This is a genomic window from Glycomyces dulcitolivorans (assembly GCF_003265355.1).
Lineage (GTDB): Bacteria > Actinomycetota > Actinomycetes > Mycobacteriales > Micromonosporaceae > Glycomyces > Glycomyces dulcitolivorans.
On sequence record NZ_QFRW01000301.1, the window covers coordinates 1 to 26,719 of the forward strand.

21 protein-coding genes are annotated in these 26,719 nt (G+C 70.6%); 11 read left to right on the forward strand and 10 right to left on the reverse strand.

Annotated elements, in window-relative coordinates:
- Nucleotides 1-36 precede the first annotated feature (36 nt).
- The 6 genes from DI269_RS20800 to DI269_RS20825 all read right to left on the reverse strand — a co-directional run bounded on the left by DI269_RS20800 (nucleotide 37) and on the right by DI269_RS20825 (nucleotide 6,672).
- Nucleotides 37-840, reverse strand: coding sequence for an ABC transporter permease (locus DI269_RS20800; protein ID WP_112139387.1), 804 nt, complete (start codon nucleotides 838-840; stop codon nucleotides 37-39).
- The gene (locus tag DI269_RS20805) at nucleotides 837-1,790 is read right to left on the reverse strand and encodes an ATP-binding cassette domain-containing protein (protein WP_112139389.1); all 954 of its coding nucleotides are present in this window, start codon (nucleotides 1,788-1,790) and stop codon (nucleotides 837-839) included. Before DI269_RS20805 ends, DI269_RS20800 begins: the two co-directional genes overlap by 4 nt.
- A gap of 114 nt (nucleotides 1,791-1,904) precedes the next feature.
- Nucleotides 1,905-2,777 (reverse strand): serine hydrolase, encoded by an 873-nt coding sequence (locus DI269_RS27270; RefSeq protein WP_157975129.1) that lies wholly within the window; start codon nucleotides 2,775-2,777, stop codon nucleotides 1,905-1,907.
- A gap of 202 nt (nucleotides 2,778-2,979) precedes the next feature.
- Nucleotides 2,980-3,915 carry a carbohydrate ABC transporter permease gene (locus DI269_RS20815; protein ID WP_112139391.1) on the reverse strand — a complete coding sequence of 312 codons (936 nt, stop codon included), beginning with the start codon at nucleotides 3,913-3,915 and terminating at the stop codon, nucleotides 2,980-2,982.
- On the reverse strand, nucleotides 3,912-4,892 hold the full coding sequence (locus DI269_RS20820) for an ABC transporter permease (RefSeq protein ID WP_112139392.1): 981 nt from the start codon (nucleotides 4,890-4,892) through the stop codon (nucleotides 3,912-3,914). The genes DI269_RS20815 and DI269_RS20820 overlap by 4 nt, the downstream gene beginning before the upstream one ends.
- A 91-nt stretch (nucleotides 4,893-4,983) precedes the next feature.
- Nucleotides 4,984-6,672, reverse strand: a complete 1,689-nt coding sequence (locus tag DI269_RS20825; protein ID WP_112139394.1) for a type 2 periplasmic-binding domain-containing protein — start codon at nucleotides 6,670-6,672, stop codon at nucleotides 4,984-4,986.
- 286 nt (nucleotides 6,673-6,958) lie between these two features.
- On the opposite strand from DI269_RS20825, the gene DI269_RS20830 reads away from it, so the two are divergent.
- From DI269_RS20830 to DI269_RS20840, 3 genes are all read left to right on the forward strand, one after another.
- The gene (locus DI269_RS20830; RefSeq protein ID WP_198667601.1) at nucleotides 6,959-8,206 is read left to right on the forward strand and encodes an ROK family transcriptional regulator; all 1,248 of its coding nucleotides are present in this window, start codon (nucleotides 6,959-6,961) and stop codon (nucleotides 8,204-8,206) included.
- Nucleotides 8,207-8,517: 311 nt separating this feature from the next.
- Nucleotides 8,518-11,340 (forward strand): glycoside hydrolase family 3 C-terminal domain-containing protein, encoded by a 2,823-nt coding sequence (locus DI269_RS20835; RefSeq protein ID WP_112139396.1) that lies wholly within the window; start codon nucleotides 8,518-8,520, stop codon nucleotides 11,338-11,340.
- The gene (locus DI269_RS20840) at nucleotides 11,340-12,329 is read left to right on the forward strand and encodes a LacI family DNA-binding transcriptional regulator (protein ID WP_112139398.1); all 990 of its coding nucleotides are present in this window, start codon (nucleotides 11,340-11,342) and stop codon (nucleotides 12,327-12,329) included. Before DI269_RS20835 ends, DI269_RS20840 begins: the two co-directional genes overlap by 1 nt.
- Before the next feature lie 115 nt (nucleotides 12,330-12,444).
- Here DI269_RS20840 and DI269_RS20845 read toward each other — a convergent pair whose 3' ends face one another.
- Nucleotides 12,445-13,245, reverse strand: coding sequence for a M23 family metallopeptidase (locus DI269_RS20845; RefSeq protein WP_112139400.1), 801 nt, complete (start codon nucleotides 13,243-13,245; stop codon nucleotides 12,445-12,447).
- A gap of 262 nt (nucleotides 13,246-13,507) precedes the next feature.
- Here DI269_RS20845 and DI269_RS20850 point away from each other — a divergent pair, with 262 nt between their 5' ends.
- The gene (locus DI269_RS20850) at nucleotides 13,508-15,127 is read left to right on the forward strand and encodes an ABC-F family ATP-binding cassette domain-containing protein (RefSeq protein WP_112139402.1); all 1,620 of its coding nucleotides are present in this window, start codon (nucleotides 13,508-13,510) and stop codon (nucleotides 15,125-15,127) included.
- Here DI269_RS20850 and DI269_RS20855 read toward each other — a convergent pair.
- Entirely contained in the window at nucleotides 15,124-16,350 is a 1,227-nt protein-coding gene (locus tag DI269_RS20855) for a hypothetical protein (RefSeq protein WP_112139404.1), read from the reverse strand. The genes DI269_RS20850 and DI269_RS20855 overlap by 4 nt on opposite strands.
- A 104-nt stretch (nucleotides 16,351-16,454) precedes the next feature.
- Between DI269_RS20855 and DI269_RS20860 the strand changes: the two genes are divergently transcribed.
- The 3 genes from DI269_RS20860 (at nucleotide 16,455) to DI269_RS20870 (ending at nucleotide 19,223) form a co-directional block, all read left to right on the forward strand.
- Entirely contained in the window at nucleotides 16,455-16,715 is a 261-nt protein-coding gene (locus tag DI269_RS20860) for a helix-turn-helix domain-containing protein (protein WP_112139406.1), read from the forward strand.
- A gap of 109 nt (nucleotides 16,716-16,824) precedes the next feature.
- Nucleotides 16,825-18,753, forward strand: a complete 1,929-nt coding sequence (locus DI269_RS20865) for an ABC transporter ATP-binding protein (RefSeq protein WP_408612319.1) — start codon at nucleotides 16,825-16,827, stop codon at nucleotides 18,751-18,753.
- Nucleotides 18,754-19,019: 266 nt separating this feature from the next.
- Nucleotides 19,020-19,223, forward strand: coding sequence for a cold-shock protein (locus DI269_RS20870; RefSeq protein WP_106364496.1), 204 nt, complete (start codon nucleotides 19,020-19,022; stop codon nucleotides 19,221-19,223).
- Nucleotides 19,224-19,298: 75 nt separating this feature from the next.
- On the opposite strand, the gene DI269_RS20875 is transcribed toward DI269_RS20870, so the two are convergent.
- The gene (locus DI269_RS20875) at nucleotides 19,299-20,489 is read right to left on the reverse strand and encodes a hypothetical protein (RefSeq protein WP_112139410.1); all 1,191 of its coding nucleotides are present in this window, start codon (nucleotides 20,487-20,489) and stop codon (nucleotides 19,299-19,301) included.
- On the reverse strand, nucleotides 20,482-21,066 hold the full coding sequence (locus DI269_RS20880) for a SigE family RNA polymerase sigma factor (protein ID WP_232822843.1): 585 nt from the start codon (nucleotides 21,064-21,066) through the stop codon (nucleotides 20,482-20,484). Before DI269_RS20880 ends, DI269_RS20875 begins: the two co-directional genes overlap by 8 nt.
- Before the next feature lie 158 nt (nucleotides 21,067-21,224).
- On the opposite strand from DI269_RS20880, the gene DI269_RS20885 reads away from it, so the two are divergent.
- From DI269_RS20885 to DI269_RS20900, 4 genes are all read left to right on the forward strand, one after another.
- Nucleotides 21,225-22,250 carry a GNAT family N-acetyltransferase gene (locus DI269_RS20885; protein ID WP_112139414.1) on the forward strand — a complete coding sequence of 342 codons (1,026 nt, stop codon included), beginning with the start codon at nucleotides 21,225-21,227 and terminating at the stop codon, nucleotides 22,248-22,250.
- Between the two features lie 84 nt (nucleotides 22,251-22,334).
- Complete coding sequence (locus DI269_RS20890; RefSeq protein WP_198667602.1) at nucleotides 22,335-23,360, forward strand: GNAT family N-acetyltransferase; 1,026 nt, start codon at nucleotides 22,335-22,337, stop codon at nucleotides 23,358-23,360.
- 70 nt (nucleotides 23,361-23,430) lie between these two features.
- On the forward strand, nucleotides 23,431-24,465 hold the full coding sequence (locus DI269_RS20895) for a GNAT family N-acetyltransferase (RefSeq protein WP_112139418.1): 1,035 nt from the start codon (nucleotides 23,431-23,433) through the stop codon (nucleotides 24,463-24,465).
- A 210-nt stretch (nucleotides 24,466-24,675) separates the two neighbouring features.
- Nucleotides 24,676-26,719 (forward strand): DEAD/DEAH box helicase (locus DI269_RS20900; protein WP_112139422.1); only part of this gene is annotated, 2,044 nt, incomplete at its 3' end.

Below are 26,719 nucleotides of genomic sequence, written 5' to 3' on the forward strand. Positions count from 1 at the left end.
AGGCGGATCGCCTCCGGCCCGGACCCGTCTCCCGGTTCAGCTGGTGAGCCGCCTGCGGTAGGCCCGCAGCGACAGCGGCACGAACACCGCGAGAATCGCGGCGCACCAGCCGAGGAGCGCGAGCGTCTCGCTTCCCGGCGTCTCTCCCGCGAGGAGCACCCGCATGGTGTCGGCGAGCGCGGTGAGCGGGTTGACCCGCGCCCACCACTGGACCGGCCCGGGCAGCGTCTCGATCTCCACGAACATCGTCGAGGTGTACGCCAGCGGCATGAGCAGGCTGACCATCCAGGTCTGGATCTGCTCCTCCGACTTCGCGGTCAGCCCGACCAGGACCATCGACCACGAGCAGGCCGACAGGAACAGCACCACGACCACGGCCGTGGCCGCGACCCCGAGCGCGCCGCCGTCGGCGCGGTACCCGATCGCGAACGCGACGGCACCGACGATGAGCAGCGCCCACAGGTGCTTGACCATGTCGGCGGCGACCCGCCCGGCCAGGAGCGCGAACCGCGACACCGGCATCGCCGTGAGCCGGTCGAACACCCCGGACTTCAGGTCGGCGAACAGGCTGAGCCCGGTCGAGACGACCGCGAAGAACAGGCCCATGGCGATGAGCGTCGGCCCCGCATAGTCGAGGAACGCCTGCCAGGTCCCCATCATCTGCCCGCCCATGAAGAACGTGATGGACAGCAGGATCATCATCGGGATCATGATGAAGTCCACCAGCTGCGCGGGCTGGTTCCGCACGGACACCAGCGACCGCGCGGTCATCGAGGCGGCCTGCGCGAGCGGGCCGCGCGTGGTGGTCCACGTCGTTTGAGTGCCCAGCGTGGTGGTCATGCGGACACCTCTTCCTTCTCCTCGGTCCTGTGGCCGGTGAGCGTCAGGAACACCTCGTCGAGGGTCGGCTCGTGGAGTCCGAACGCGGCCAGGTCGGCCCCGGCCTGCACGACCCGGGCCATGACCGCGGTCGCCTCGCCCGGGTGCGCGACCGGGACGGCCACCTGGTCGTTCTCGATGCGCGGCGCGGCCCCCACGGACCAGTTCGCCAGTTCCGCGAGCTGCTCCAGGGCCTCGGGCCGGGCCGGTCGCATCCGCAGCACCAGGCCGCCGACGGCCTGCTTGAGCTGCGAAGGCGTCCCCGACGCGATGACCCGGCCCTTGTCGATGACCGCGATGGAGTCGGCGAGCTGGTCGGCCTCCTCCAGGTACTGCGTCGTCAGCAGGACCGTGGTGCCCTCGGCGACGAGTTCGCGCACGACCTCCCACAACCCGGTGCGGCTGTTCGGGTCGAGCCCGGTCGTCGGCTCGTCGAGGACGAGGACCTCGGGGCGGCGCACGATCGACGCGGCCAGGTCGAGGCGCCGGCGCATCCCGCCGGAGTAGCCGCCCGCGGCCCGGGACGCGGCCTGCGCCAGGTCGAACCGCTCGATGAGCTCGTGCGCGCGGGCCTTCGCCTGCGAGCGTGAGGCCCCGAGGAGCCGGGCGATGAGGACGAGGTTCTGCTCGCCGGTGAGCCCCTCGTCGAGCCCGGCGTACTGGCCGGTGAGGCTCAGCCGCTCCCGCACCTTCGCCGCGTCGGCGACGACGTCGAGCCCGAGGACCCGCGCCGTCCCGGCGTCGGGGAGCGTGAGCGTCGACAGGACCCGCACGGCCGTGGTCTTCCCGGCCCCGTTGGGCCCGAGCAGCCCCAGGACCGTGCCGGGGGCCGCGCCGAGGTCCACGCCGTCGAGGGCGCGGACCTCGCCGAAGGACTTCACCAGCCCCCGGACTTCGATCGCGTACTTCATGAGAGGCGCCTTTCCAGTGTTCGGTGGGTGTGGGGCCAGCTTGGCGCCCTTGCCTTTCACCCTCCTTTCACTGCGCTTTCACCACCCCGCGCGCGCGTGAAAGGGCCGCCCCGGTCAGGCCGGCTCCGGGATCGCGGCAACGAGGAACCCCGCCACGGCGGTCATCTCCCGGGCGGACTCCTCCTCGCCGGTCAGGTCCTCGTCCCAGGCGCCGAAGACCGCCGCGATGTAGCGGTGGTCGGCCCCGACGGTCCCGGTCGAGACCAGGAACCGGTCGGGCTTGCAGCAGCCCCAGCCCTGCTTGACCGCCCAGTCGAGGCCGTCCGCGGCGGCGGGGATCCCGAAGGTCTGGTCGTAGCCGTCGGACCCGGTCGCCGTGGTCGCCGCCATCGCGTCGACGATGACGGCCCGCTCGTCCTCGGGCAGCTCGGCGAGTACGAACTCGTACATCCGCACGATGTCCGAGGCGGAGACGAGCACGTCGCCCCAGCGCCCCCATTCGGGCGACGGCACGGTGTGCTCCAGCCCCATCTCCTTCGCCAGCTCCTCGACGACGACCGGGCCCTGCACGACGCCCCACAGCTCGTTGGCGATCGGATCGTCGCTCCTGGAGATCATCTCGGCCACGCGGGCCGGGTCGGCGCCGCGGCGGAGCGCGCCGACGGCGATGAGGACCTTGGCGACCGACATGCTGTAGTGGACGTCGTCGGGGCGGTAGCTGAGGAGGTACCGGTCCTCGGCCGAGTCGTAGAGCACGAACGAGAACTCGCCGGCCAGCCCGGCCCCGGCGACGAAGTCCGCGGCCGCCGTCTCGGGGTCGGCCGCCTCGGAGGCGGCGTCCTCCGGGCTCGGCGCCGGGGCGAACTGTATGCGCCCCTCCCGTTCGGGCACCGCGGCGAGGAGACCGACCGCGAGCGCGGCGACCGCGAGCGCGGCGACGGCCCCCGTGACCGACTTCCGACCGAAGACGCTGAACCGTCGATGCATGCGACACCCGATTTCCGGCGTAGGGAGAGCCGTTTGCGGCAGTCGGGAGTCTATCAATCCGCAGGTCACGGCCGCAGAACCCGGACTTTCGGCGGGGGCCGATCGGCGGGGGAGCGAGCGCTTGCCGGTAGCCGTTCGGCGGGGTCCGCCGCACGCGAAAGGGCCGCCCCCGCGAAGCGGAGACGGCCCGTGAGCAGCGTGCCTAGCCCTTGATGGCGCCGGTGATGATCGCCTTCGTGAAGTGCTTCTGGATGAACGGGTACATGATCACGATCGGCACGATCGTGCACACGACCACGGCCATCTTCAAAGCGGCCGTCGGGGCGGCCTCGGCCGACTGGTACTGGCCGATGTCGGCCCCAGGCATGCCCTGCGTCGACATGAGCATCCGCTGGAGCACCACCTGGATCGGCTGGGTCTCCAGGCCCGGCGTGTACAGCACCGCCTGGAAGTAGATGTTCCAGTACCCGACCGCGTAGAACAGCGCGATGACGGCGAGGATCGCCTTCGACATCGGCAGCACCACCTTGAACAGGATCCGGAACTCCCCGGCGCCGTCCATCTTCGCCGCGTCGATCAGCTCGCCCGGCACGCTCGTCATGAAGAACGAGCGCAGCACGATCAGGTTGAACGCGTTCAGCGCCGACGGCAGGATCAGCGACCAGTACGTGTCGAGCAGGCCCAGCTGCTGCACCACCAGGTAGCTGGGGAACATGCCCGGCCCGAACAGGAACGTGAACAGCACCAGCATGAGCACCGGCCGGTGCAGCAGCGAGCCGGGCCGCGAGAGCCCGTACGCCGCGCCGATGGTGAGCACCATGCTCAGGAGCGTGCCCCCCGCGGTCAGGGCGAGGGTCAGCAGCAGCGAGTCGGTGAGGGCCCCGCCGGAGAGGATCTCCCGGTACGCCTGGAGGCTCAGCTCGGTGGGGATCAGCAGCAGGTTGCCGCCGGCCTCCTGGAGCGCGTCCTCGCTGGCGAGGCTGGTCGCCACGACCGCCCAGATCGGCAGGACGATCGCGGCGGCGTAGCAGACGAGGAACGCGGCCTTGACGAGCTTGCCGAGGAACGACGGCTCCTCGTCCCAGGCGGGGCGCTGGCTCTTTCGCGCGGGCTTGGCGCGCACGGCGGTGGCGGTCATGACTTCTGGTAGATCCCTTGCTCTCCGAGGCGGTGGGCGACCTTGTTGGCCACGAGGATCAGGACCAGCCCGATCACGCCCTTGAACAGGCCCGCCGCGGTGCCGAACGAGTACTGCGCGGTCTGGATCGCGCGGTAGTAGACGAAGGTGTCGAGGACCTCGGTGGTCTGGTAGCCGACGGCCTCGCGCTGCAGCTGGTACTGCTCGAAGCCGACGCTGAGGATGTTGCCGATGTGGAGGATCAGCAGGAGCACGATCACCGGCCGGATGCCCGGGAGGGTGATGTGCCACATGCGCCTCCAGCGGCTCGCCCCGTCGACCGCCGCGGCCTCGTACAGGCTCGGGTTGATCGACGCGAGCGCCGCCAGGAAGATGATCATGCCCCAGCCGGCGTCCTTCCACGCCCACTGCAGCCAGGCCAGGAACGTGAACGTGCTCGGGTCGGACATGATGTCGAGCCGGTCGCCGCCGAAGCCGATCAGCCAGTTGCTGACCATGCCGTCGGCGCCGAGGACCTGCACGAAGATGGTGACGACCAGGACCCAGGAGAAGAAGTACGGCAGGTACACGATCGACTGGAAGACGCTGCGCAGCTTGGTCGAGACCACGCTGTGCATCAGCAGCGCCAGGGCGATCGACAGCGGGAACAGGAACAGCAGGTTCGCGAACGAGTACTTCAGCGTGTTCAGCAGCGCCGGCACGAAGTACGGGTCGGCGAACAGCCGCTCGAACCAGGCGAAGCCCACGAACGGGTTCTCCCAGAACGACCGGTAGGGGCTGTAGTCCATGAACGCGATGATGTTCCAGGACGAGGGCCAGTAGAAGAACAGCGCCAGCTGCGCCAGCGCGGGGACGGTCATCAGCAGCAGCGGCCAGTCGTGGCGCAGCCGCTGCCCCACGGTTCGCTTGCGTTTGACGATCGGGCGGGCCGCGGCCCGGCTCGCGGCCGGGGGCGATGAGGTCTGGATTGCTGCCATCGCGTGTGTGTTCCAGTCAGTGGGTACCGGTGCGGTCAACGGAGGTGGGGGTGGGCCGGGCGGCGGGAACCCGGCCGCCCGGCCGGAGGTGCTAGTTGCCCTGCGCCTGGTTGTAGGCGTTGGTGAAGTGCTCGCGGGCGGCCTCGCCGCCGGAGCTCAGGAACGTCTCGACCATGTCCGGGATGGACGACAGCTCGGCGCGGCCGTAGCAGATGTCGTTCTGCTGGTCGATGAGCGTCTGCGCGGCGGTCTTGTAGTCCGCCGGGCCCTCGACGCGCAGGCCCGCGAAGATGTCGGTCTCGGCGAAGTCCTTCACCGAGGCGTTGTACTCGAACCGGGCCTGGACCACGTCGGGGTTGCCGGTCAGGAACGTCTGCACCTGGCCCGACATGCACTTGTAGCTGACGGCCGCGCCGACCGCGGCGGTGCCGGCCTCGTTGAAGACGGGCAGGCCGTCCTCGCCGTAGGCGAAGTGGGTGCCCTCGACGCCGTAGTTGATGAGCTCGTACTCCTTGGTGCCGTAGGGCGCCGAGCAGAAGTTCATGAGGTCGAGGAGCTCCTTGACCTGGTCCTCGGAGAGGTCCTTGTTGAAGAAGGTCCAGCCGTCGACGGCCTTGTTGACGTAGCGGATGGGCTCGGCGCCCTCGAAGCCGATCGCGCCGATCGGGGCCACCGCGCCGACGGCCTCGCCCGACAGCACCTTGTTGGTGTAGTCGGCCCACCAGGAGATGCCGTCCTGCGACATGAGGATGGTCCCGGCGATGTGCAGGGCGTGGCCGTCGAGCGTCCCGGTCGGGGTGTCGGGGTGGATGAGGCCCTCGTCCCAGCAGGTGCGGCGGAACTCCAGCCACTTGGTGTACTCGGGGCGCTCGCAGTTGTGGACGAGCTTGCCGTCGATGTAGGCCCAGCCGGGGCTGGACGCGAGGCCGAACCACTCGGGGGTGACGTAGTCCTGGGCCAGGAAGGCCCACTTGCCGGCGGCGTTGTCGGTCCACTGGCGGGCGACTTCGAGGACCTCCTCGACCGTGGTCGGCATGGACAGCCCGGCGTCGGCGAGCAGGTCGGTGCGGACGAACATGCCGTTGCCCGGGCCCATGGACTTGTTCTGCGGGACGCCGAAGACGCGGGCGGTCTCGGGGTCGGCGGGGTCGGTGGACCACACCGACTGGCCCCACGAGTCGGTCGGCTCGCCGGCGAGGAGGGGCCAGCGGTCGGCGATGTCGCCCTTGACGATGTCGGTCAGGTCGTAGAAGGTGTTGACCACCGTCTCCTGGAAGTTCGGGTGGGAGTCGGTCATCCAGCCGAACATGTTGATGGCGTCGCCGTACTCGTTGGCCTGGAGCCACTGGACCGAGGTCTGCGCGAACGTGTTGCCGTCGGCGTGGCGGAGGGTCACCTTGGTGCCGCCCCAGGCCTCCTGGATGGCGGTGAAGTACGGGTCGTCCGCGGACGGGGGCGTGCCCCACATCGGGACGGTGATCTCGAACTCGGTCGAGGCGGCCTCGGCGGTCTCGACGCCGTCCACGGGCTCGGGGTAGGAGGTGAACCCGGAGGGGTGGTTCGGGGGCTCGCCGACCAGGTCGGGCTGGGCCGGGAGCTCGTACTCCTTGTGCGTGGGAAGGAAGTCGAAGCCCTCGGTCGACTGCGTGGAGCCGCCGCCGGATTCGATGTCACTGCAAGCGGCGATGACGGGCAGGCCCGCGATCCCGGCGGCGCCGATGCCGGCGGCCTTGAACAGGGACCGGCGTCGGATGTTCGACCCGTCTGAGGGAGTAGCCACGTTGCTGTCCTTTCGGTCTGACTGATCTGCGAGGGGGTAAGCCGGTAATTAGTTCGGCTATTCGATAAACTAAAGTAGCGCACGGTGGCAGGGCCCACAAGCGGGGGGTCAGGCGAAACGGGCGCGGATTGATCACGATTCGGGAACGGGCCTTGTAGTTGAACGTGCACATAGACCACTGTCAGGGACTGCCCGACGACCGTTTGTCGCCATCCGTGACAATGCCCCAGAACACCAGTGCCGGAGTCGGAGCAGACGGGCCAACAGCTCGCAACAGGAGGAGAACATGGCGATGCGCATAGCGGCGAAGTCCGCCGGCCCGGGCGAGGCCGAAGAGGAGCCCGGCCGCGCCAAGCGGGCCGACTTCACCGATGTGCGGGCCAACAACCTCGGCTTCGTGCTGCGCCAGGTCAGGGCCGAGGGCCGGTGCTCGCGCGCCGACCTCGCCGCCAAGACCGGCCTGAACAAGGCCACGGTCTCCTCGCTCGTCGCCGAGCTCATCGAGCGCCGCGTCCTGCGCGAGTCCGGCTCGGTCATCGGCAACATCGGCCGCCCCGCGGTCCTCCTGTCCGTCGACACCGGCTACTACGCCTCCCTCGGCGTCGAAGTGAACGTCGACTACATGACCCTCGTGGCCGTCGACCTCGCCGGCAACCGCCTCCTGTCCTGGCGCCGCGCCCACGACGGCGCGAACTCCACCCCCGGCAAGTCCGTCTCCGCGCTCGCCGGCCTCGCCAAGCGCGCGGTCGACCGCATGGACTCCGAAGGGCGCCAGATCCTCGGCCTCGCCGTGGCCGTCCCCGGCATGATCGACAACGAGGGCGTCGTCCAGCGCGCCCCGATGCTCGGCTGGACGAACTTCGACCTCACCGGGCGCCTGCGCCAGGCCATGCGCGACCCCAAGTACGCCGTGACCGCCGACAACGACGCCAACCTCGGCGCCGTCGCCGAGCAGCGCTTCGGGTCCTGGGCCGGAGTGTCCAACATGATCTACCTGACCGGCGAGATCGGACTCGGCGCCGGCCTCATCATCGACGGCGAACTCCGCAGGGGCGCAACCGGATTCGCGGGCGAGATCGGCAACCTCCTCATCGAGGTCGACGGCCGGATCGGCCGCGTCGAGGACTTCGCCGGCATCCGCGCCGTCCTCAACGAACTGTCCGAATCGGACGACATCGCCGGGACGGAGGTGGAGGCGGAGGTCGAGGACGTCGTCACCCGCGCCCGCGCCGGCGAACCGCGCGTCGTCGAGGCCCTGGAGCGCATCGGCCGCTCCCTCGGCGCCGGCATCGCGCTGGCCGTGGACCTGCTCAACCCCGAGGCGGTCGTCCTCGGCGGCCACTACCAGGCGCTGAGCACGTGGATCGGCCCCGCGGCCGAGACCGAGCTCGCCGCCCGCACCCACGCCTCCGGCGCGGGCGGGGCCGAGGTCGTCGTCTCCGCGCTCGGACACGAGGCCCCGGCTCTCGGTGCCGCCACCGGCATCCTGAACGACATCGACGCCGGGCTCATGCCCACCCCGCTCGGCCGCTGATCGGAGATCCTGTTTCCCATAGGATCTCCGATCCGGTCCGCCGGTTGTTTCAGAACTGTTACCACGTTCGTTTCCGCAGGTAGACACCGGCGGAAACGGACGAAAACCACCATTCGCACACACTGCGCCGCCCCGCGAGCCTTGACCTGCGGGCGCGCCCGGGTGTACAAATCTTGCATTCCTCAATCGAAGCGCTTCGACGAAGGTTCTTCACTGAAGGCCCGCCGCCAGGGAGAACTCCCGATCTTCGAAGCGCTTCGATGACGCAAGACACAGCCAGTGACAGCGACGTCCAAGCAAGGAAGACCCTCATGACCGAACCGCGTCCCGCCTTCCGCGACCCCGACCTCCCCCGAGCCGAGCGCGTCGCCGACCTCCTCGCGCGCCTCACCCTCGACGAGAAGATCGGCCTGCTGCACCAGTACCACCGGCCGGTCGAGCGACTCGGCATGGGCCCGTTCAAGACCGGGACCGAAGCCCTCCACGGGCTCGCCTGGCTCGGCGAGGCCACGGTCTTCCCGCAGGTCGTCGCCCTCGGCGCCACCTGGAACCCCGAGCTGGTCGAGCAGGTCGGCGCGGCCGTCGCCGACGAGGTCCTCGCCTTCAACCACGACGACCCCGTCAAGGTCGGCCGCAACGTGTGGGCCCCCACCGTCAACCCGCTGCGCGACCCCCGCTGGGGCCGCAACGAGGAGGGCTACTCCGAGGATGCCTGGGCGACCGGGATCATGGGCGCCGCCTACGCGCGCGGCCTCAAGGGCGACAACGGCTCCGTGTGGAAGACCGCGCCCACCGTGAAGCACTTCCTCGCCTACGGCAACGAGGTCGACCGCTGCACGTCCTCCTCGAACATGCCGCCCCGCGTCCTGCGCGAATACGAGTTCGCCGCCCACCGCCCGGCACTGGCGAGCGGCGACGCGGTCGCGGTCATGCTCTCGTACAACCTCGTCAACGGCCGCCCCGCGCACGTGACGCCGCTGGTCAACACCGAGCTGCGCACCTGGACCACGGACGAGGTCTTCATCGTCTCGGACGCCTACGCGCCCAACAACCTCGCCGAGCTCCAGGGCTACTTCGAGGACCTCCCGACCGCGTACGCCGCGGCCGTCAAGGCCGGCCTCGACTCCTTCACCCAGGACGACGACCGCGCCGAGGGCGTCCTCGCCCACGTCGTCACCGCGCTCGACCGCGGCCTGCTCGACGAATCCGACATCGACACCGCCGTCCGCCGCAACCTCAACGTGCGCTTCGGCCTCGGCGAGTTCGACCCCGAGGACCCGTACGCGCACATCGGATCCGAGTCGGTGAACTCGCCCGAGCACCAGGCGCTCGCCCGCGAGGCCGCGACCCAGTCGATCACCCTCCTCAAGAACGACGGCATCCTGCCGCTCAAGGCCCCCAAGAAGATCGCCGTGATCGGCCCGCTCGCCGACGTCCAGATGCAGGACTGGTACTCCGGGACCCTCCCGTACGCCGTCACCGCGAAGGCCGCGATCGGCGAGCGCGCCGAGGTCCTCTACAGCGAGGGCGTCGACCGCATCCGCCTGCGCCACAAGACCGGGTACGTCACCGCCGTCGAGGACGGCGTCGGCCTGGCCCTGACCGACACGACCGGCGCCGCGGCCCAGTACGACCTGTTCGACTGGGGCGGCTGGTCCTACACCGCCCGCAACGTCGCCACCGGGAAGTTCGTGGACGGGCGGCTCGACGGGACGGTCGGCGCCGACTCGGTCGGCCCCCACGAGTTCGACGTCCACGAGACCTTCAGGATCGTCGAGGTCGAGGGCGGCAAGGTCGCGATCCAGCAGGTCCGCAAGGACGAGACCGCCGAGTCGGGCAAGTGGTTCGCGATCGAGGGCGCCCGGATCGTCCTCGCCGCCGACCAGGCCCGCGCCGCCGAGTTCGACTTCGAGTTCGTCGTCAAGGCCCGCACCGTCGCCGCCGACCTCGCCCGCGAGGCCGACGTCGTCGTCGCCGTCCTCGGCGACCACCCGCTCGTCAACGGCCGCGAGACCGAGGACCGCAAGGACCTGCGCCTCCCCGACGCCCAGGAATGGCTCCTGCGCGACCTGTACGCGGCCAACCCGAATACCATTCTGGTCATGTCCGCCTCCTACCCGTTCGCCGCGAACTGGGCCGCCAAGGAGCTGCCCGCGGTGGTGTGGTCCGGCCACGGCGGCCAGGAGTGGGGCAGCGCGCTCGCCGACGTCCTCTTCGGCGACCGCGACGCCGAGGGGCGCCTGCCGCAGACCTGGTACACCGACGCGGCCGAGCTGCCCGCGATGCTCGACTACGACATCGTGGCCTCCGACGCGACCTACCTCTACTACCTCGGCCAGCCGCTCTTCCCGTTCGGGCACGGCCTGTCCTACGCGGACTTCACGTACGCGAACCTCAAGGTCGACCGCGAGCAGGCCCGGCCCGGCGACGACCTCAAGGTCACCGTGGACGTCACCAACGCCTCCGACCGCGACGGCGTCGAAGTGGTCCAGCTGTACTCGCACCAGTGCGGCTCGCGCGTCAAGCAGCCGCTGCGCCAGCTCCGCGGCTTCGACAAGGTCCGCCTCGCCGCGGGCGAGACCGCCACGGTCGAGTTCCGTGTGGCCGTGGACGACCTGGCGCACTGGGACAACGTCACCGACCGGATGATCGTCGAGAAGAGCCGCCAGCGCCTCATGGTCGGGCGCTCGGCGACGAACATCGTCCTGTCGGCCTCGGTCCGCGTCGACGGCGAGGTCGTCGGTCCGCGCGACCTGTCGAAGCCCTTGGCCGCCACCGCGAACGACGCCTACGCGGGCGTGCTGTGGCGCGACGAGACCCGCGCCTCCGGCGACGTCATCGCCGCCGAGGAGGCGGGCGGCTGGATCATGCTGGGGGACTGCGACTTCAGGCCCGGCTACACCACCGTGACCGCACGCGTCTCGGGCCACGCCTCGCAACTCCAACTGCGCGTGGACGACCCGCTCGACGGCGACGTGCTCGCCAAGATCGACACGCCGATGACCGCGGGCGTCTACGACTACGCGGACGTCACCGTCGACTTCGGCGGCGCCGCGGGCGTCAAGGACCTGTACGTGACGTTCGAGTCCGGCCCGGTCCGCCTGGCGTCCTTGACCTTCGGCGGGGAGTCCTAATGGCCGGCCCTGGCCGCGGCGTCACCATCGCCGACGTGGCCGCCCGCGCCGGGGTCGCCGCCAGCACCGTCTCCTACGTCCTGAGCGGGAAGCGGTCGATCTCCCCGGAGACCGCCGACCGCGTCATGCAGGCCGTCGCCGACCTCGGCTACCACCCGCACGCTGGGGCGCGGTCGCTCGCGTCCCGGCGGGCCGGGGTCATCGCGATGATGCTCCCGCTGCGCGACGGCATGCACCTGCCGGTGCTCATGCAGTTCGCCTCGGGCGCGGTCACCGAGGCCCGCCGCCACGACCAGGACGTGCTGCTCATGACCGCCGACGAGGGACCCGCGGGCCTGGCCCGCGTGGCCGCCTCGGCGATCGTGGACGGCCTCATCCTCATGGACGTGGAGGTCCGCGACCCGCGCGTGGAGACCTTGCGGCGCTTGGGACTCCCGAGCGTCCTCATCGGATTCCCGGCCGACGCCGAGGGCCTCACGTGCGTGGACCTCGACTTCACCGCCGCGGGCCGGGCCTGCGCGGAGTACCTGCGCGAGCGCGGCTGCGGCGACATCGCCCTCCTCGGGGCCTCCGAGGCGGTCTACGCCCGCCGCACCGGCTTCGCCGAGCGCGTGCGGGAGGGCTTCCTCGGCCGCTCCGGGCCCGCGACCGTGCAGCCGTGCCCCGACGACCCGGTCTCGGTGCAGCGCACCGTGAAGGAGCTCCTGGCCGCCAACCCGGACCTGAACGGCCTCGCCGTCCACAACGAACCGGCGGTCGGCCACGTCATGCACGCCCTCGCCGACGCCGGCAAGCGCGTGGGGGAGGACTTCCACGTGGTCGTCATCGGCCCCGACGAGGTCGCCGAGCGGGTCCACCCGCAGCTGCCCTCGGTCCTCGTCCCGGCCGAGACGCTCGCCGAGACCGCCGTGCGCCACCTCATGCGCAAGCTCGACGGCCTCGACGTCCCCGACTCCACCCTGGTCGAACCGCAGCTGACCATTCGCTAAGGGACGCAACGCAGAACGGCGGCCCGGGGAGGACCGTACACATGCACGGCTCGCAAGCTTCGCCGTGTTCCCCGGGCCGCCGTCCTCCTTAAGGAGAGTGCGGTCTGTGCGGGCGTCAGCCCACGTCGAGCCCCTGCTCCTGAAGCCAGGCCAGGGAGTCGACCTTCTCGCCGTCCAGCAGCACCTCGAAGTGCAGGTGCGGGCCGGTCGAGTTGCCGGTCGTGCCCGCGAGGATCACGGCCTCGCCCTCCTCGACCTCCTGGCCGACCTCGACCAGGACCTCGGAGGCGTGCGCGTAGCGCGTCTCGACGCCGTCCCCGTGGTCGATGTAGACCACGTTCCCGTAGCCGCCGGCCTCGTAGCCGACGTACGTGACGGTCCCGGCGCCCACGGAGACGATCTCGTCGCCCTCGTTGTTGCCGAAGTCCGTGCCGCCGTGCAGGGAGCCGTTGCGCATCCCGTAGTACGAGGTGATCGACGCCGTGGACGGGAGCGTCCACGGGTTCGCGGCCGCCTCGGCCTCCGCCGCCGCAGCGGCTTCCGCCTCGGCCTTCGCCTGCGCCTCAGCCTCAGCAGCGGCCTGCGCCTCCGCGGCGGCCTGGGCCGCAGCGGCTTCGGCGGCGGCCTGCTCCGCGGCGTACTCGGTCGCCATGCCGGCCAGGACCTCGTCGACCTTCCAGTCGGCCTGGACGATCGTCGCCTCCATGTCCACTTCGGCGTCCGCGGCCTGAGCGGCGGCCTGCCCCGAGAGGGCCGACACCACCCAACCGGTGATGATGGCGGCCGCCAGGCCCCCGCTCACGAAACGCCAGGTGTGACGTTCGCGACGGATGCGGCGGCGCCGGATCACGGCGCGGAGTCGGCGGCTGGTCAGTTCGCGTCCTGCGTTCTCGCAGGTGTCATCGTGCTTGCCCATAGGATCGGGAAACCTACCCGATCCAATCCGGACAAACCCGTCTCTACCAGCGAAACTACGTCCGAACTGGTCCCCTTGTGGCCGAGGTCGGCACCCGGGGGCGGCCGCACCTCCTCCGAAAGGAGGAGGCTCCTCACGGAACGTGAACACTCCCTCGCAAATGGTGTCTTCGCTTATATCGGTAGGCCCGTGACCCACGACTCCCACTAAACTTGGAAGGTCTGCGACCAAGTCGGTCCGCCATCTTCCTGAGGAGTGCCCCATGATCACCGCCACCGGTCTCGAGCTGCGCGCCGGTTCGCGCATCCTCCTGTCCGGGGCCGATCTGCGGGTCCAGCCCGGTGACAGGATCGGACTCGTGGGGCGCAACGGCGCCGGCAAGACCACCACCATGAACGTCCTCGCGGGCCTCACCCAGCCCTACACGGGGAAGATCGAGAACAACGGCCCCTTCGGCTACCTCCCGCAGGACCCGCGCTTCGCCGACCTCACCCAGACCGCGAGCAACCGCGTCCTCTCCGCCCGCGGCCTCGACCAGCTCCTGTCCGACCTCGCCAAGGTCCAGATCGAGCTCGCCGAAGTCGCCGACGACGCCCAGCGCGACAAGCTCGTGCGCCGCTACTCCCGCCTCGAAGAGCAGTTCTCCGCCCGCGGCGGCTACCAGGCCGAGTCCGAGGCCGCCCGCATCTGCTCCAAGCTCGGCCTCGAAGACCGCATCCTCGCCCAGCCCCTGGAGACCCTCTCCGGCGGCCAGCGCCGCCGCGTCGAACTCGCCCGCATCCTCTTCTCCGACGACGGCGACGGCATCCTCCTCCTCGACGAGCCCACCAACCACCTCGACGCCGACTCCATCAACTGGCTCCGCGGCTTCCTCGCCGGCCACAAGGGCGGCCTCGTCCTCATCACCCACGACGTCGAACTCCTCGACGAAGTGGTCAACACCGTGTGGTTCCTCGACCCGACCCGCTCGGTCATCGACGTCTACAACCTCGGCTGGAAGGCCTACCTGCGCCAGCGCTCCGAGGACGCCGAGCGCCGCCGCCGCGAGCGGGCCAACGCCGAGAAGAAGGCCGCCACCCTCACCAGGCAGGCCGCCAAGCTCGGCGCCAAGGCCACCAAGGCCAAGGCCGCCAAGGGCATGATCCGCCGCGCCGAGGAGATGCTCGACAACCTCGAAGAGGACCTGGTGCAGGAGAAGGTCGCCGACGTGCGCCTCCCGCAGCCCGCCCCCTGCGGCAAGGTCCCGCTGACCGCCTCCGGCCTGTCCAAGTCCTACGGCTCGCTGGAGATCTTCACCGGCGTCGACCTCGCCATCGACCGCGGCTCCCGCGTCGTCATCCTCGGCCTCAACGGCGCCGGCAAGACCACGCTCCTGCGCATGCTCGCCGGGACCCTCGAACCCGACACCGGCGCCGTCGAACCCGGCTACGGCCTGCGCATCGGCTACTTCGCGCAGGAGCACGACACGCTCGACCACACCGGCACCGTCCTGGAGCAGATGCAGTCCGCGGCCTCGGCCAACGGCGCCGACCTGCCCGACGCGGACCTGCGCAAGATCCTCGGCGCGTTCCTGTTCCCCGGCGACGACGTCCACAAGCCCGTGCACGTCCTCTCCGGCGGCGAGAAGACCCGTCTCGCGCTGGCGAGCCTCGTCTCCTCGGGCGCGAACGTGCTGCTGCTCGACGAGCCCACGAACAACCTCGACCCGGCCAGCCGCCAGCAGGTGCTCGACGCCGTCGACGGCTTCACCGGCGCGATCGTCATGGTCACCCACGACCCGGGCGCGGTCGAGGCCCTCCGCCCCGAGCGCGCGATCCTGCTCCCCGACGGCGACGAGGACCTCTGGTCCGACGACCTGATGGAACTCGTCGAACTCGCCTAACCCGAGTACATCAGCACGATCGCCGCGCAGGCGCCCGCGGCGGCGCTGATGACCGGTGCCCTCACTGAGCGCCGCCGGTCCGCGAGCGCCGTCGCGCCCACGACCAGCCACGGGCACAGGGCGATCCACCCGTACTCGGGGTGCTCGGGGTTCGCGCCGCTGAGCGGCGCGATCATGAGCGCCAGGAGCGGGCCCGCCATGAGCGGCCACGCGGAGCTGGTCCTGAATCGGCGCAGGCTCTCCACGACCGCCGGGCCGCACGCGACGGCCACGAGCGCGGGCAGGAGCGCGACCCACCACAGCTGCCCCGGGTGCGCGGCGATCTCGCCGATCGCTGCGTTGTAGGTGTCCACCAGGCCGTACGGCCACGAGGACCCGAACCAGGCCGCCACCGCCAGCACCGCGAGCATCGCGCCCGCCGACACCAGGATCTGCACCGGCCGGCGCCGCGCGAAGTACACGCACAGCAGCGAGACCGCGAACCAGGCCGCGCCGTACGACAGGAGCGCGGCGATGCCGAGCAGTCCGCCCGCGGCGGCCGCGCCCCAGAACGCGTCGGAGCCCTTGACGTGCCGCTCGGAGACCACCGCGCCGCACGCGAGGACCGCGGCGCACGCGGCCGCGGCGATCCCGTCGACGCCGAGCGTCGCCCAGGCCGCCCACGGCCCCAGGATGAGCACGGGCGCGATGCCGCGGGCCGCCACCGGCCCCGACACCGACTTGACCGCGACCAGCGTCAGCGGCACCGTCAGGCACGACAGGGCGATCACCGTGATCGCAAGGCCCGCTTCGGAACCGGTGTAGGACACCAGCAGTGCCACCGCGCTGCGCGCCCCGGCCGTCGAGGTCGACGTCATCGTGGAGTCCACATTGGTGTGCAGTGCGGCCGACCACGCGATCGACGCCAGGTACGAGAGCACCAGCAGCGCATGCCATGACATCCGCGCCGCCGCCGGGCGCGAAGCGACGACGAGAACCGCCGCGGCCGCGAACGGCGCGGCGACCATGCCCGGGGTCACCCGGAGCGAGAGGTTCTGCGCGGGCCACCACGGCAGCGTCGCCGGACCGACCACATCGGAGGTCGAGACCGCCACCGACGCCAAGGTCAGCACCATCACGGTGAGGCACAACCAGATCCCGAGATCGCGTGCGCGCACCTGGCGCTGCCGCGCCGGGGCGAGGGCGTCGACCCGTTCGGTGAACGAGGGCTGCGGAGCGGTCACTCCACGAAACTATCGGGTATCCGACAGAAACATCCGCCGAGCGTCAGAACTCCGGCAAACTTCACAACACACCTTCATCACCCTCCGTGTCTGGGAAAGGACTCATGACCCCCGAATCCAATCCACCCACAGGCGGCGCCGCCGACGAAGCGGGCGCCGCGAAGACCGATCCGAACCGGCAGGTCCGCGGCGACGAGCGGCGCGAACTCACCGAGCGCGTGACCACCGCCTATGACCAGGGCCGCAGCATCCGGGACATCGCCTCCGCGATAGGTCGATCGTACGGTTTCGTGCACCGCCTGCTGGCCGAAGCGGGCGTCGACTTCCGCACCCGGGGAGGGGCCCGCAAGGGCGATCGGAAATAACCGGGGCCCGGCCGGGCGTTGCACGTGCGGATACGAACGACGAAACGGCCCAAGACCCCACCGGACACGAGTTGCAGACGTGCTCCGGCCGACGAACGCACTTGGGCACCTGCACACGGGAGGCCCGGTGTCATCGATGGGACCCGCCGGCTGGGACGCCATGCGCTCCATGCGGCGCGCTGACGACCTCAAAGGCGTCACACTCAGCCGCGGCGTGAAACGCCGCATCCTGCGCTTCGCGCACCCCTATAGGCGCGACATCGCCCTGTTCATCGGGCTCGTCACGCTCATCGCGGCCATCGGCGTCGCGACGCCCGTCCTCGCGGGCGACATCGTCAACGAGCTCACCGGCGCGAACGGCACCCAGCGCGGCGTCGTCACGATCGCGTCGATCATCGCCGGACTCGCCCTCGTCGAGGGCCTGCTCAATCTCGCCATGCGCTGGTACGGCGCGAAGCTCGGCGAGGGCATCATCTTCGACCTGCGGCGGGCCGTGTTCGACCACGTCCAGTCCATGCCGGTCGCCTTCTTCACCCGCTCGCAGACCGGCGCGCTGGTCTCGCGGCTCAACAACGACGTCATGGGCGCCCAGCGGGCGTTCACGAGCACCCTCTCCGGGCTCGTCTCGAACGGCATCGCCGTCGCCCTCATCATCGGCGTCATGTTCTTCCAGTCCTGGCAGATCACCCTGCTCTCGCTGGTCCTCGTCCCGGTCTTCATCATCCCGGCCAAGTGGGTCGGCCGGAAGCTCGCGGCGCTCACCAAGGAGTCCTTCGACCTGAACGCGGCCATGAACACCCAGATGGCCGAGCGGTTCAACGTCGGCGGCGCGATGCTCGTGAAGCTCTTCGGCCGCCCCGACACCGAGTCCGGCGAGTTCGCCGGCAAGGCCGACCGCGTGCGGGGCATCGGCATCACCACCGCGATGTACGCGCGCACGTTCATCGTCGCGCTCACCCTCGTCGCCGGGCTCTCCCAGGCCCTCGCCTACGGCCTCGGCGGCGCGCTCGTCTTCGCCGGGCAGCTCAGCGCCGGCACCGTGGTCACCCTCGCGCTCCTGCTCACCCGCATGTACGGGCCCCTGATGGCGCTTTCGAACGTCCGCGTCGACGTCATGAGCGCCCTGGTCAGCTTCCAGCGGGTCTTCGAGGTCCTCGACCTCAAGCCGCTCATCGAGGAGAAGCCCGACGCCCGCGAGCTCCCCGGCGGCGCCGCCTCCGTGCGCTTCCGCGACGTCGAGTTCCGCTACCCGGGCGCCGACCAGGTCTCCCTCGCGAGCCTGGAGGACCTGGCCCGCCCCGACCGCTCCGACTCCGGCCGCGACATCCTCCGCGGCGTCTCCTTCGCGGTCGCCCCCGGCGAGCTGGTGGCCCTCGTCGGCCACTCGGGCGCCGGCAAGACCACCATGGCGAGCCTCGTGCCGCGCCTGTACGACGTGACCTCCGGTGCGGTCGAGGTCGGCGGCGTCGACGTGCGCGACCTCAAGGCCGAGTCGCTGTCGGCGCACATCGGCATGGTCACCCAGGACGCGCACCTGTTCCACGACACCGTCCGCGAGAACCTCGCCTACGCCCGGCCCGGGTCCACCGACGAGGAGATCTGGGAGGCCCTCGACCGGGCCCAGATCGGCGACACCGTGCGCCGCCTCGAATCCGGGCTCGACACGGTCGTCGGCGAGCGCGGCTACCGGTTCTCCGGCGGCGAGAAGCAGCGCCTCGCCATCGCGCGGGTCCTGCTCAAGGCCCCGCCGATCGTCATCCTCGACGAGGCCACCGCCCACCTCGACTCCGAGTCCGAGGCCGCCGTCCAGCGCGCCCTCGACTCCGCCCTGGAGGGCCGCACCTCGCTCGTCATCGCCCACCGCCTCTCGACGGTGCGCCGGGCCGACAAGATCGTGGTCCTCGAAGACGGCCTCGTCGCCGAGTCCGGCACCCACGACGACCTCGTGTCTCGCGGCGGGATCTACGCCGAGCTGTACAAGACGCAGTTCGAAACGGTGGACCTCGGACCCGACGCGCCGCTGTCCACCGCGGCGTGAGTGACATGGACCATAGAAGCTCTCAGCGAAACGGTGTTCATGCAGGTCGACGCTGTGGACATGAGGCACGTTTCACGCTGAGGGATTGCAGAAAAGCAGGCATACGGTAGGGTCCAGGGGCCACTTCGGTTCAATATTCGCCGAAGTGGTGAAGCGCCAGTAATGGCGGCACACCTCAGGCCCTAGCCGTCCCCCCACTAGGTCTTCAACCCCCTGGAACGGGTGGCCGGCGGGCCTGAACATCAACATCGCAAGGAAATGCAGTAATGGCGCAAGGCACCGTTAAATGGTTCAACGCGGACAAGGGCTTCGGCTTCATCGCTCCTGACGGCGACGGTCCGGACATCTTCGTCCACTTCACCGCGATCACCGGGAACGGCTACCGGACCCTGGAAGAGAACCAGCGCGTGGAGTTCGAGATCGAAGCCGGCAAGAAGGGCCCGCAGGCCGCTAACCTGCGCGCTCTGTAGGCAACAAGCGCGAAGCCGCTGCCCTTCACTGCGAAGGACAGCGGCTTCTGTGGTGTCCGGGATCGGGCCCCGGGATCACCAGTTGTAGTAGGTGACCAGCTCCAGGGAGTCCCCGCCGAGTTCGGCGGGCAGTTCGCGCTCGTCGACGACGTTCCCGTCGGCGTCGACGAGGAACTGCGTCGCGACCCCGTCGGCGTGGGACAGGATCAGCATCGTCCCGTCGTAGAGGAACACGACCTGGCGGTTCTCGCCCTCCACCGGCAGGTCCAGCTCCTCGCCGGTCGCCGTGTCGACGTAGACGTCGCAGAACCGGCCCGACGAGTCGCCCTCCGCTTCGCCGAGGTCGTCGAAGCACGCCTCGCCGCCGTCGGCCGAAATGCCCGCGCCGAGCAGGTTCTGGTTCGCCACGAGGTCGGCGAGCGCCGGCAGCTCCCGGTCGACGGTCCCGTCGAGGTTCCAGATCAGGTCGCTCCCCGACCAGATGCGCTCGCTGTCGGGCATCCACTCGCCCGCGCAGAACATGTCGCCCTGCATCTCCGCGAGCACGGTGAGCTCGCCGGTGCTGACATTGAGCACGTAGGTCTTGGCGTCCTCGTAGACGGTCGGCTCGGTGAACAGGAGCTTGTCCGAGTCCTGCGACCACACCGTCGGGCAGTGGACCGGCTCGACGGTGAGCACCGGGATCGCCTCCTGGCTGGAGTCGAACCCGATCTCCATGTAGGCGCCGCTGCACAGGTCGCCGCGGTTGATCGCGGCCACGCGGTTCCCGTCGGGGGCCACGTTGTACACGTAGTCGCCCTCGATGTCGAGCGCCTCGGTCCTGTCGTCCTCGTACAGCCGCCAGGTCGACTCGCCGTCCTCCTGGTTGACGAGCCGGTAGTTCATCGGGTTCGGCAGTTCGCCCTCCATGTCCCGCTCGGTCCCGGAGTCGTCCAGGGCCGGGAACGTGAAGCCCTGGTCGTCCCAGTCCTGCGGGCGGACCCCGCAGCCGGAGCCCTCGTCGGTCTCCTCCTCGGTGGTCTCGACGCCCTCGGCGGTGGTGGTCGGGTCGGCCGGGGACGGCAGGGCCTCGTCGTCGCGGTCGAGGAGGCCGGCGGTGCCGGCGCCGCCGAGCGCGAGCGCGGTGACGACGCTGACCGCGCCGATCGCGAAGCGCCGCCTGGTGATGGTGCGGGCCCGCTTGTAGGCCCCGGCCGCGAGGTCGCGGGACGGCTGCGAACCGTCGTCGGCGATGTCGTGCAGCAGTGAGCGGATCGACTCAGGCACGGCGCTCTCCCTTCTCGGCGTTGAGGTCCCGCTCCCATTGGGCGAGTTGGACATCCGCGTCGCCGAGCACGAGCTCGGGGAAGCGGTTGCGGAGTCGGCGCAGGCCGCGCTGGACGCGGGCCCGCAGGGTGGTGATCGGGCAGTCGAGGATCGCCGCGGCGGCGACCTCGGTCTGGTCCTCGAAGTAGCGCAGCACGATCGCGGCCCGCTGCGTGGGCGGCAGCGACAGCAGTGCGGCGTGGACGGCCAGTCGCAGGGCCGTGTCGGGCTCGCGGCCGGCCCGCTCGGGCACGGTCTCGGTGCTGATCTCGGCGACCTTCGTGCGCCGCCAGCGCGAGACGTGCAGGTGGTACATGATGCGCCTGGTGTAGGCCTCGGCGTTCGCGGTCTGGTGGAGGCGCTTCCAGGAGCGCCAGGTCCGCGCCAGGGCGTCCTGCACGAGGTCCTCGGCGAGCCCGCGGTCGCCGGTGAGCAGGTAGGCCGAGGCGCACAGCGCCCCCGACCTGGCCCTCACGAAGTCCTCGAACTCGCCCTGCCGCGTCTGCGGCGCCCCGGGTGGGGCAGTCGGTCCGGTCACGATCGGTTCCGTTCCGTGTAGAGGGTGTGGGTGGATATCTAGCAAGACGGGAAACCGCGAGCCGCCACGCATCCTACGAACGGCCGTCCATCCTCAACCGAACGGCCGATCCGGAAAACCTGATTGAGTCCGTCGTACCCGTCTTGCACACTGGGGCGGTGAAAATCATCGAGTTCAACGCGGCCGACGCCGATCTGATCGACCAGGCGTACGCGATCCGCACCGCGGCCCAAGAGGCCGACACCCCGGAGAACCCCAAGACCACCGAGCGCTTCTTCCGGACGCTCTTCACCCACGTCATGCCCGGCCGCGACCCCCACTGGTTCGCGGCCGTCGGCGACGACGGGGCCGCGCTCGGCTACACCCGCGTCGGCTTCTTCACCGACGACAACCTCGAACTGGCCATGTTCGAGCTGTTCGTCCACCCCGACCACCGCGGCGGCGCCGTCGAGACCGGACTGCTCGACCACCTGGAGTCCTACAGCCGCGAGCACGGCCGCACCACCATCCTCACCGCCACCCCCGTCTACTGGGAGGGCGGCCCCGAGCGCGACGAGTCCCGCGCCCGCCTCCTCGAATCCCGCGGCTACGAACTCGCGCTGACCACCGTCAACCGCCGCAGCCCCACCGACCCGCTCGGAGCCGAGGAGGAGCAGCGCCGCTACGAGGAGGCCCTCGCGAAGGCCGGCGATGCCTACGAGGTCCGCCAGTGGACCGGCGCCGCCCCCGAGGACCTCGTCCTCACCATGTGCCGCATGGAGACCATGATCAACGGCGAGATCCCCCTCGGCGAGATCGAGGTCGAACTGGAGCAGATGACCCCGGAGAAGCTGCGCGCCAAGGAGGCCGTCTACGCCGCCGAGGGCCGTGTGTGGCTCCACAGCGTCGCCGTCGAGCGCGCCACCGGCGAGGTCCGCGCCTGGACCGAGATCGCCCTCGACGACGGCGACGACGTCAACGGCCTCCAGGGCATCACCATCGTCGACCCCGCGCACCGCGGCCACCGCCTCGGCCTGCTCCTCAAGCTCGCCAACCTGCGCCGGCTCCGCGAGCACTCCCCGACCACCCGGTGGATCTGGACCGACAACGCCGACGTCAACGCCCCCATGATCGCCATCAACGAGCTCATGGGCTACGAGACCGTCGACGCCGGCGCCGAGTACCAGCTCAAGCCGAAGGCCTGACCCCAAGGCGCCCTTGGGTCCCGCACCCAGGGGCGCCGAATCCGGCGGACCCCGCGGATGGACGCCGCCCGCCATACTCGGGTCATGGAGATCATCCCCGTGGACCCCGCCGACGACCGCACCGTCGGCGAGATCCTCGCCCTCGTGAACGCCGTCCTCAGCGCCGACGCCCCCGAGAACCGCCGCCCGGTCGAGCAGACCTTCCGCGCCGAGCTGCGCCAGGAGCGCCCCGGACTGGACATCGCCTACTTCGCCGCCGTCGAGGACGGCGCGCTCGCCGGCTACATCGGCATCGCGCTCATGGTCGGCGACAACCCCCACCTCGCCATGGCCGAGCTCATGGTCCACCCCGACCACCGCCGCCGCGGCATCGGCACCACGCTGATCGACCACTACACCGAGTACGCCTCCTCGCGCGGTCGCACCGACCTCACCGCCGGGACCCTCACCACCTGGGGCGACGGCCCCCGCAGGCCCGAGACCGGCGCCCGCTTCCTGGAACGCAACGGCTACACCCTCGCGCTCGTCAACGTCCACCGCCGCAGCCGCACCGACGCCCTCGACGAGGACGCCGAACGGCGCCTGTGGGACCAGGCCCTCGCCGCCTCCGAAGCCGACTACGCCGTCCGCTCCTGGGCCGGGCCCGCCCCCGACGACCTCATCGAGTCCCTCTGCCGGCTCGACGCCATGACCCGCACCGAAGTCCCCACCGGCGACATCGAACTCGAAGCCGAGCAGGTCGACGTCGAACGCGCCCGCGCCAAAGAGGCCGCCGCCGCCGCGATCCACGAGGTCCCCCTCAAGACCGCCGCGGTCCACCGCGCCACCGGCGAGGTCGTGGCGTACACCCACCTCCACGCCTACCGGGACCCGGCCGCCGAGTACGCGACCCAGGGCATGACGATCGTCGACCCCGCCCACCGCGGTCACCGCCTCGGCATGCTCGTCAAACTCGCCAACCTCCGCCAGCTGCGCGAGCGCTACCCGCGCGTGCAGGAGATCTGGACCGAGAACGCCGACGTCAACGACCACATGATCGCCATCAACACCGCCCTCGGCTACGAAGCGGTCGACGCCCTCAGCGTCTACCAGCGCAAGCTCACGTCCTGAGACCCGGTCCGCGGCCCCCGATTCCGTAATTCGGTTGCCCCGCCCCGACCCCCCATTCCAGACTGGGCACATGAGCAACCTGCAAATCTTTGAACTCGACCCCGCTGACGGCGACCTCGTCTCCGGCGCGTTCGAGGTGCTGCGCGCGTCCCACGCTGCGGACGCCCCGGAGGCCCCCGCGCCCCATAAGGGCAAGTTCGCGCTCGGACTGGTCAACCCGCCCCCGGGCGAGGACGAGGCCACGCTGATCGCCGTCCGCGACGGCGTCGTCGTCGGCATCGCCGAGGCCGGGTTCCCCAACCGCGAGAACCTGCACTTCGGCTGGGCCACCATCCACGTCCACCCCGACCACCGCCGCCAGGGCGTCGGCACCGAGCTCCTGGACCGCTTCATCGAGCACGCCCGGGGCAAGGACCGCACCACCCTCACCCTGGACACCCGACTCACCTGGGAAGACGGCATCGAGCGGTCGAAGGCCGGCCAGCTCTTCGCCGAGAAGCACGGCTTCCAGTCCGCGCTCACCTGGATCAACCGCCGCTGCGCCGTCGACGCCCTCGACGCCGCCGCCGAGCAGGAGCTCCTGGAGAAGTCCCAGGCCGCCGCCGGCGACGCCTACGAGATCGTCTCGTGGGTCGGGCGCACGCCCGAGCACCTCGTCGACACCATGGCCCGCCTCGACTCCACGATCCTCGCCGAGGTCCCCCTCGGCGACCTGGAGCTCGGACCGGAGACCATCGACGCGGAGCTGAAGAACGCCAGGGCCGACCGCAACGAGCGCATGGGCGTCATCCCGATCCAGACCATCGCCGTCGACAAGGCCACCGGCGAGGCCGTCGCCAACACCGCGGTCTTCGCCTACGACGACCCGGAGTACACCGACGCCTTCCAGGGCATCACCATCGTCAACCCCGAGCACCGCGGCCACCGCCTCGGCACGCTCCTGAAGATCCTCAACCTCCGCCTCGTGCGGGAGAACTACCCGGCCGTCCGGACCATCTGGACCGACAACGCCGACGTCAACGCCCCGATGATCGGCATCAACGTCGTCCTCGGGTACGAGATCCTCGACGGCGGCGGCGAGTTCCAGCGCAAGCTCGACGCCTGAGCGAAACCCCGAAAGGGTGTCTCCAGGCACAAGCCGACCGTGAGAGTGGCGACCGCTTCTCACGGTCGGCTATTGTTCTTAGCTGGCCCTAGTTCTTCATTGCAGAGGCCCGATCAGGCGCGTCCCGCCCCATCACCGTCGGTTCATGGTGAAACTTTTATCCCGCGGAACGTGCGTCGTTTACGAAGTCGTTCTCGCGGAAGGCGAACCATGACTCTTGACCAAACTGTGCCCAATGCTGCCATCAGCGAATCCGGCACGGCGCTCGAAACCATCGAAACCCCCGAAACCTCCCTGCCCGAGGCCGTCGTGAGCGAGACCGCTCCGGCCGTCGAGGCGACCCCCGACGAGGCCCCGGCGGACACCGCCGAAGCCGTCGTCGAAGCCCAGGTCGAGGAGTTCACCGTCGAAGTCGACGAGATCGACCCCGAGCCCGCGGGCCCCGGATTCGACGAGCTCGGACTCCCCGAGAAGATCACCGCCGCGCTGGCCGAGCAGGGCATCATCACGCCCTTCCCGATCCAGGCCGCGACGATCCCGGACGCCATGGCCGGACGCGACATCCTCGGCCGCGGCCAGACCGGCTCGGGCAAGACCCTGGCCTTCGGCCTGCCGACCCTGGCCCGCCTCGCGGCGGGCGGCCGCACCCGGGCCAAGCGCCCCCGCGCGATCATCCTGACCCCGACCCGCGAGCTGGCCATCCAGGTCGCCGAGTCCCTCCAGACCTTCGGCGACGCCGTCGGCATCGAGATGAAGGTCGTCTGCGGCGGCACCGCGTTCTCCCGCCAGATCGACGCGCTCCGCGCCGGGGTCGACATGCTCGTCGCCACCCCGGGCCGCCTGCGCGACCTGATCCGCCGCGGCGAGTGCTCGCTCGAAGACATCGAGCTGGCGATCCTCGACGAGGCCGACCAGATGGCCGACATGGGCTTCCTGCCCGAGGTCGAGGAGCTGTTCGACCAGCTGCCCAAGGGCGGCCAGCGGATGCTCTTCTCGGCCACGCTGGAAGAGGAGATCGACGTCCTCGTCCGCAAGTACCTGTCGGACCCGGTCACCCACTCGGTCGACCCGTCGGCCGGCTCGGTCACCACCATGACCCACCACCTGCTGCTCATCGGGCCGCGCGACAAGGCCACCATGACGGCCGCCGTCGCCGCCCGCCCGGGCCTGACGATGGTGTTCGTGCGGACCCAGCTCGCGGTGGACCGCATCGCCGACGAGCTGCGCGAGCAGGGCGTCAACGCCGAGGGCCTCCACGGCGGCATGACCCAGGCCGACCGCTCGAAGGTCCTGGACCGCTTCAAGAACGGGCGCCTCGACGCGCTCGTGTGCACCGACGTGGCCGCCCGCGGCATCCACGTCGACGGCGTCGACATGGTCCTCCACGTCGACCCGCCGAAGACCCACAAGGACTACCTGCACCGCGCCGGCCGCACCGCGCGCGCCGGGCAGTCCGGCCACGTGGCGACCCTGGTGCTCCCGCACCAGAACCGCACGATGTTCAGCCTCATCGAGCGCGCCGGGGTGGACGCCAAGCGCCACTACGTGAACGACAACTTCGACGCCGAGCTCACCGAGCTCATGGGCGCCCGGAACTTCACCGACCTGCGCGCGGTGTCCTCCGAGCACCAGGCGACGCGCCACGACGACGAGGTCAAGCGCCTCGAACGCCAGATCGAGCGCCTGAAGGAGGACGCCGAAGGCCTGCGCGCCGAGGCGACCCGCCTGCGCGAGCAGGCCGAGCGCGAGATCATCGAAGGCCCGTCCAAGCGCCGCGACGACCGCGGCCCGCGCCGCGACCGCGAAGGCGGCGGCGACCGGGGCGGCTACCGCGGCAACCGTGAAGGCGGGAACCGCGGCGGCTACCGGGGCAACCGCGAGGGCGGCGACCGCGGTGGGTACCGCGGCAACCGCGAAGGCGGCGGCCAGGGCGGCTACCGAGGGAACCGCGAGGGCGGCGACCGCGGCGGGTACCAGGGCAACCGCGAAGGCGGCAGCAGCTACGGCAACCGCAGCGGTGGCTACCAGGGCAACCGCGACGGTGGCGGCTACCGGGGCAACCGCGAAGGCGGCGGCCAGGGCGGGTACCAGGGCAACCGTGAAGGCGGCGGCAGCTACGGGAACCGCGGTGGCGGTTACCAGGGCAGCCGTGACGGCGGCGGCCAGGGCGGCTACCGCGGCAACCGCGAAGGCGGCTTCCGGGGCGGCGACGACCGCGGCCGCGGCGGCTACGGCGACCGGGACCGCGGCGAGC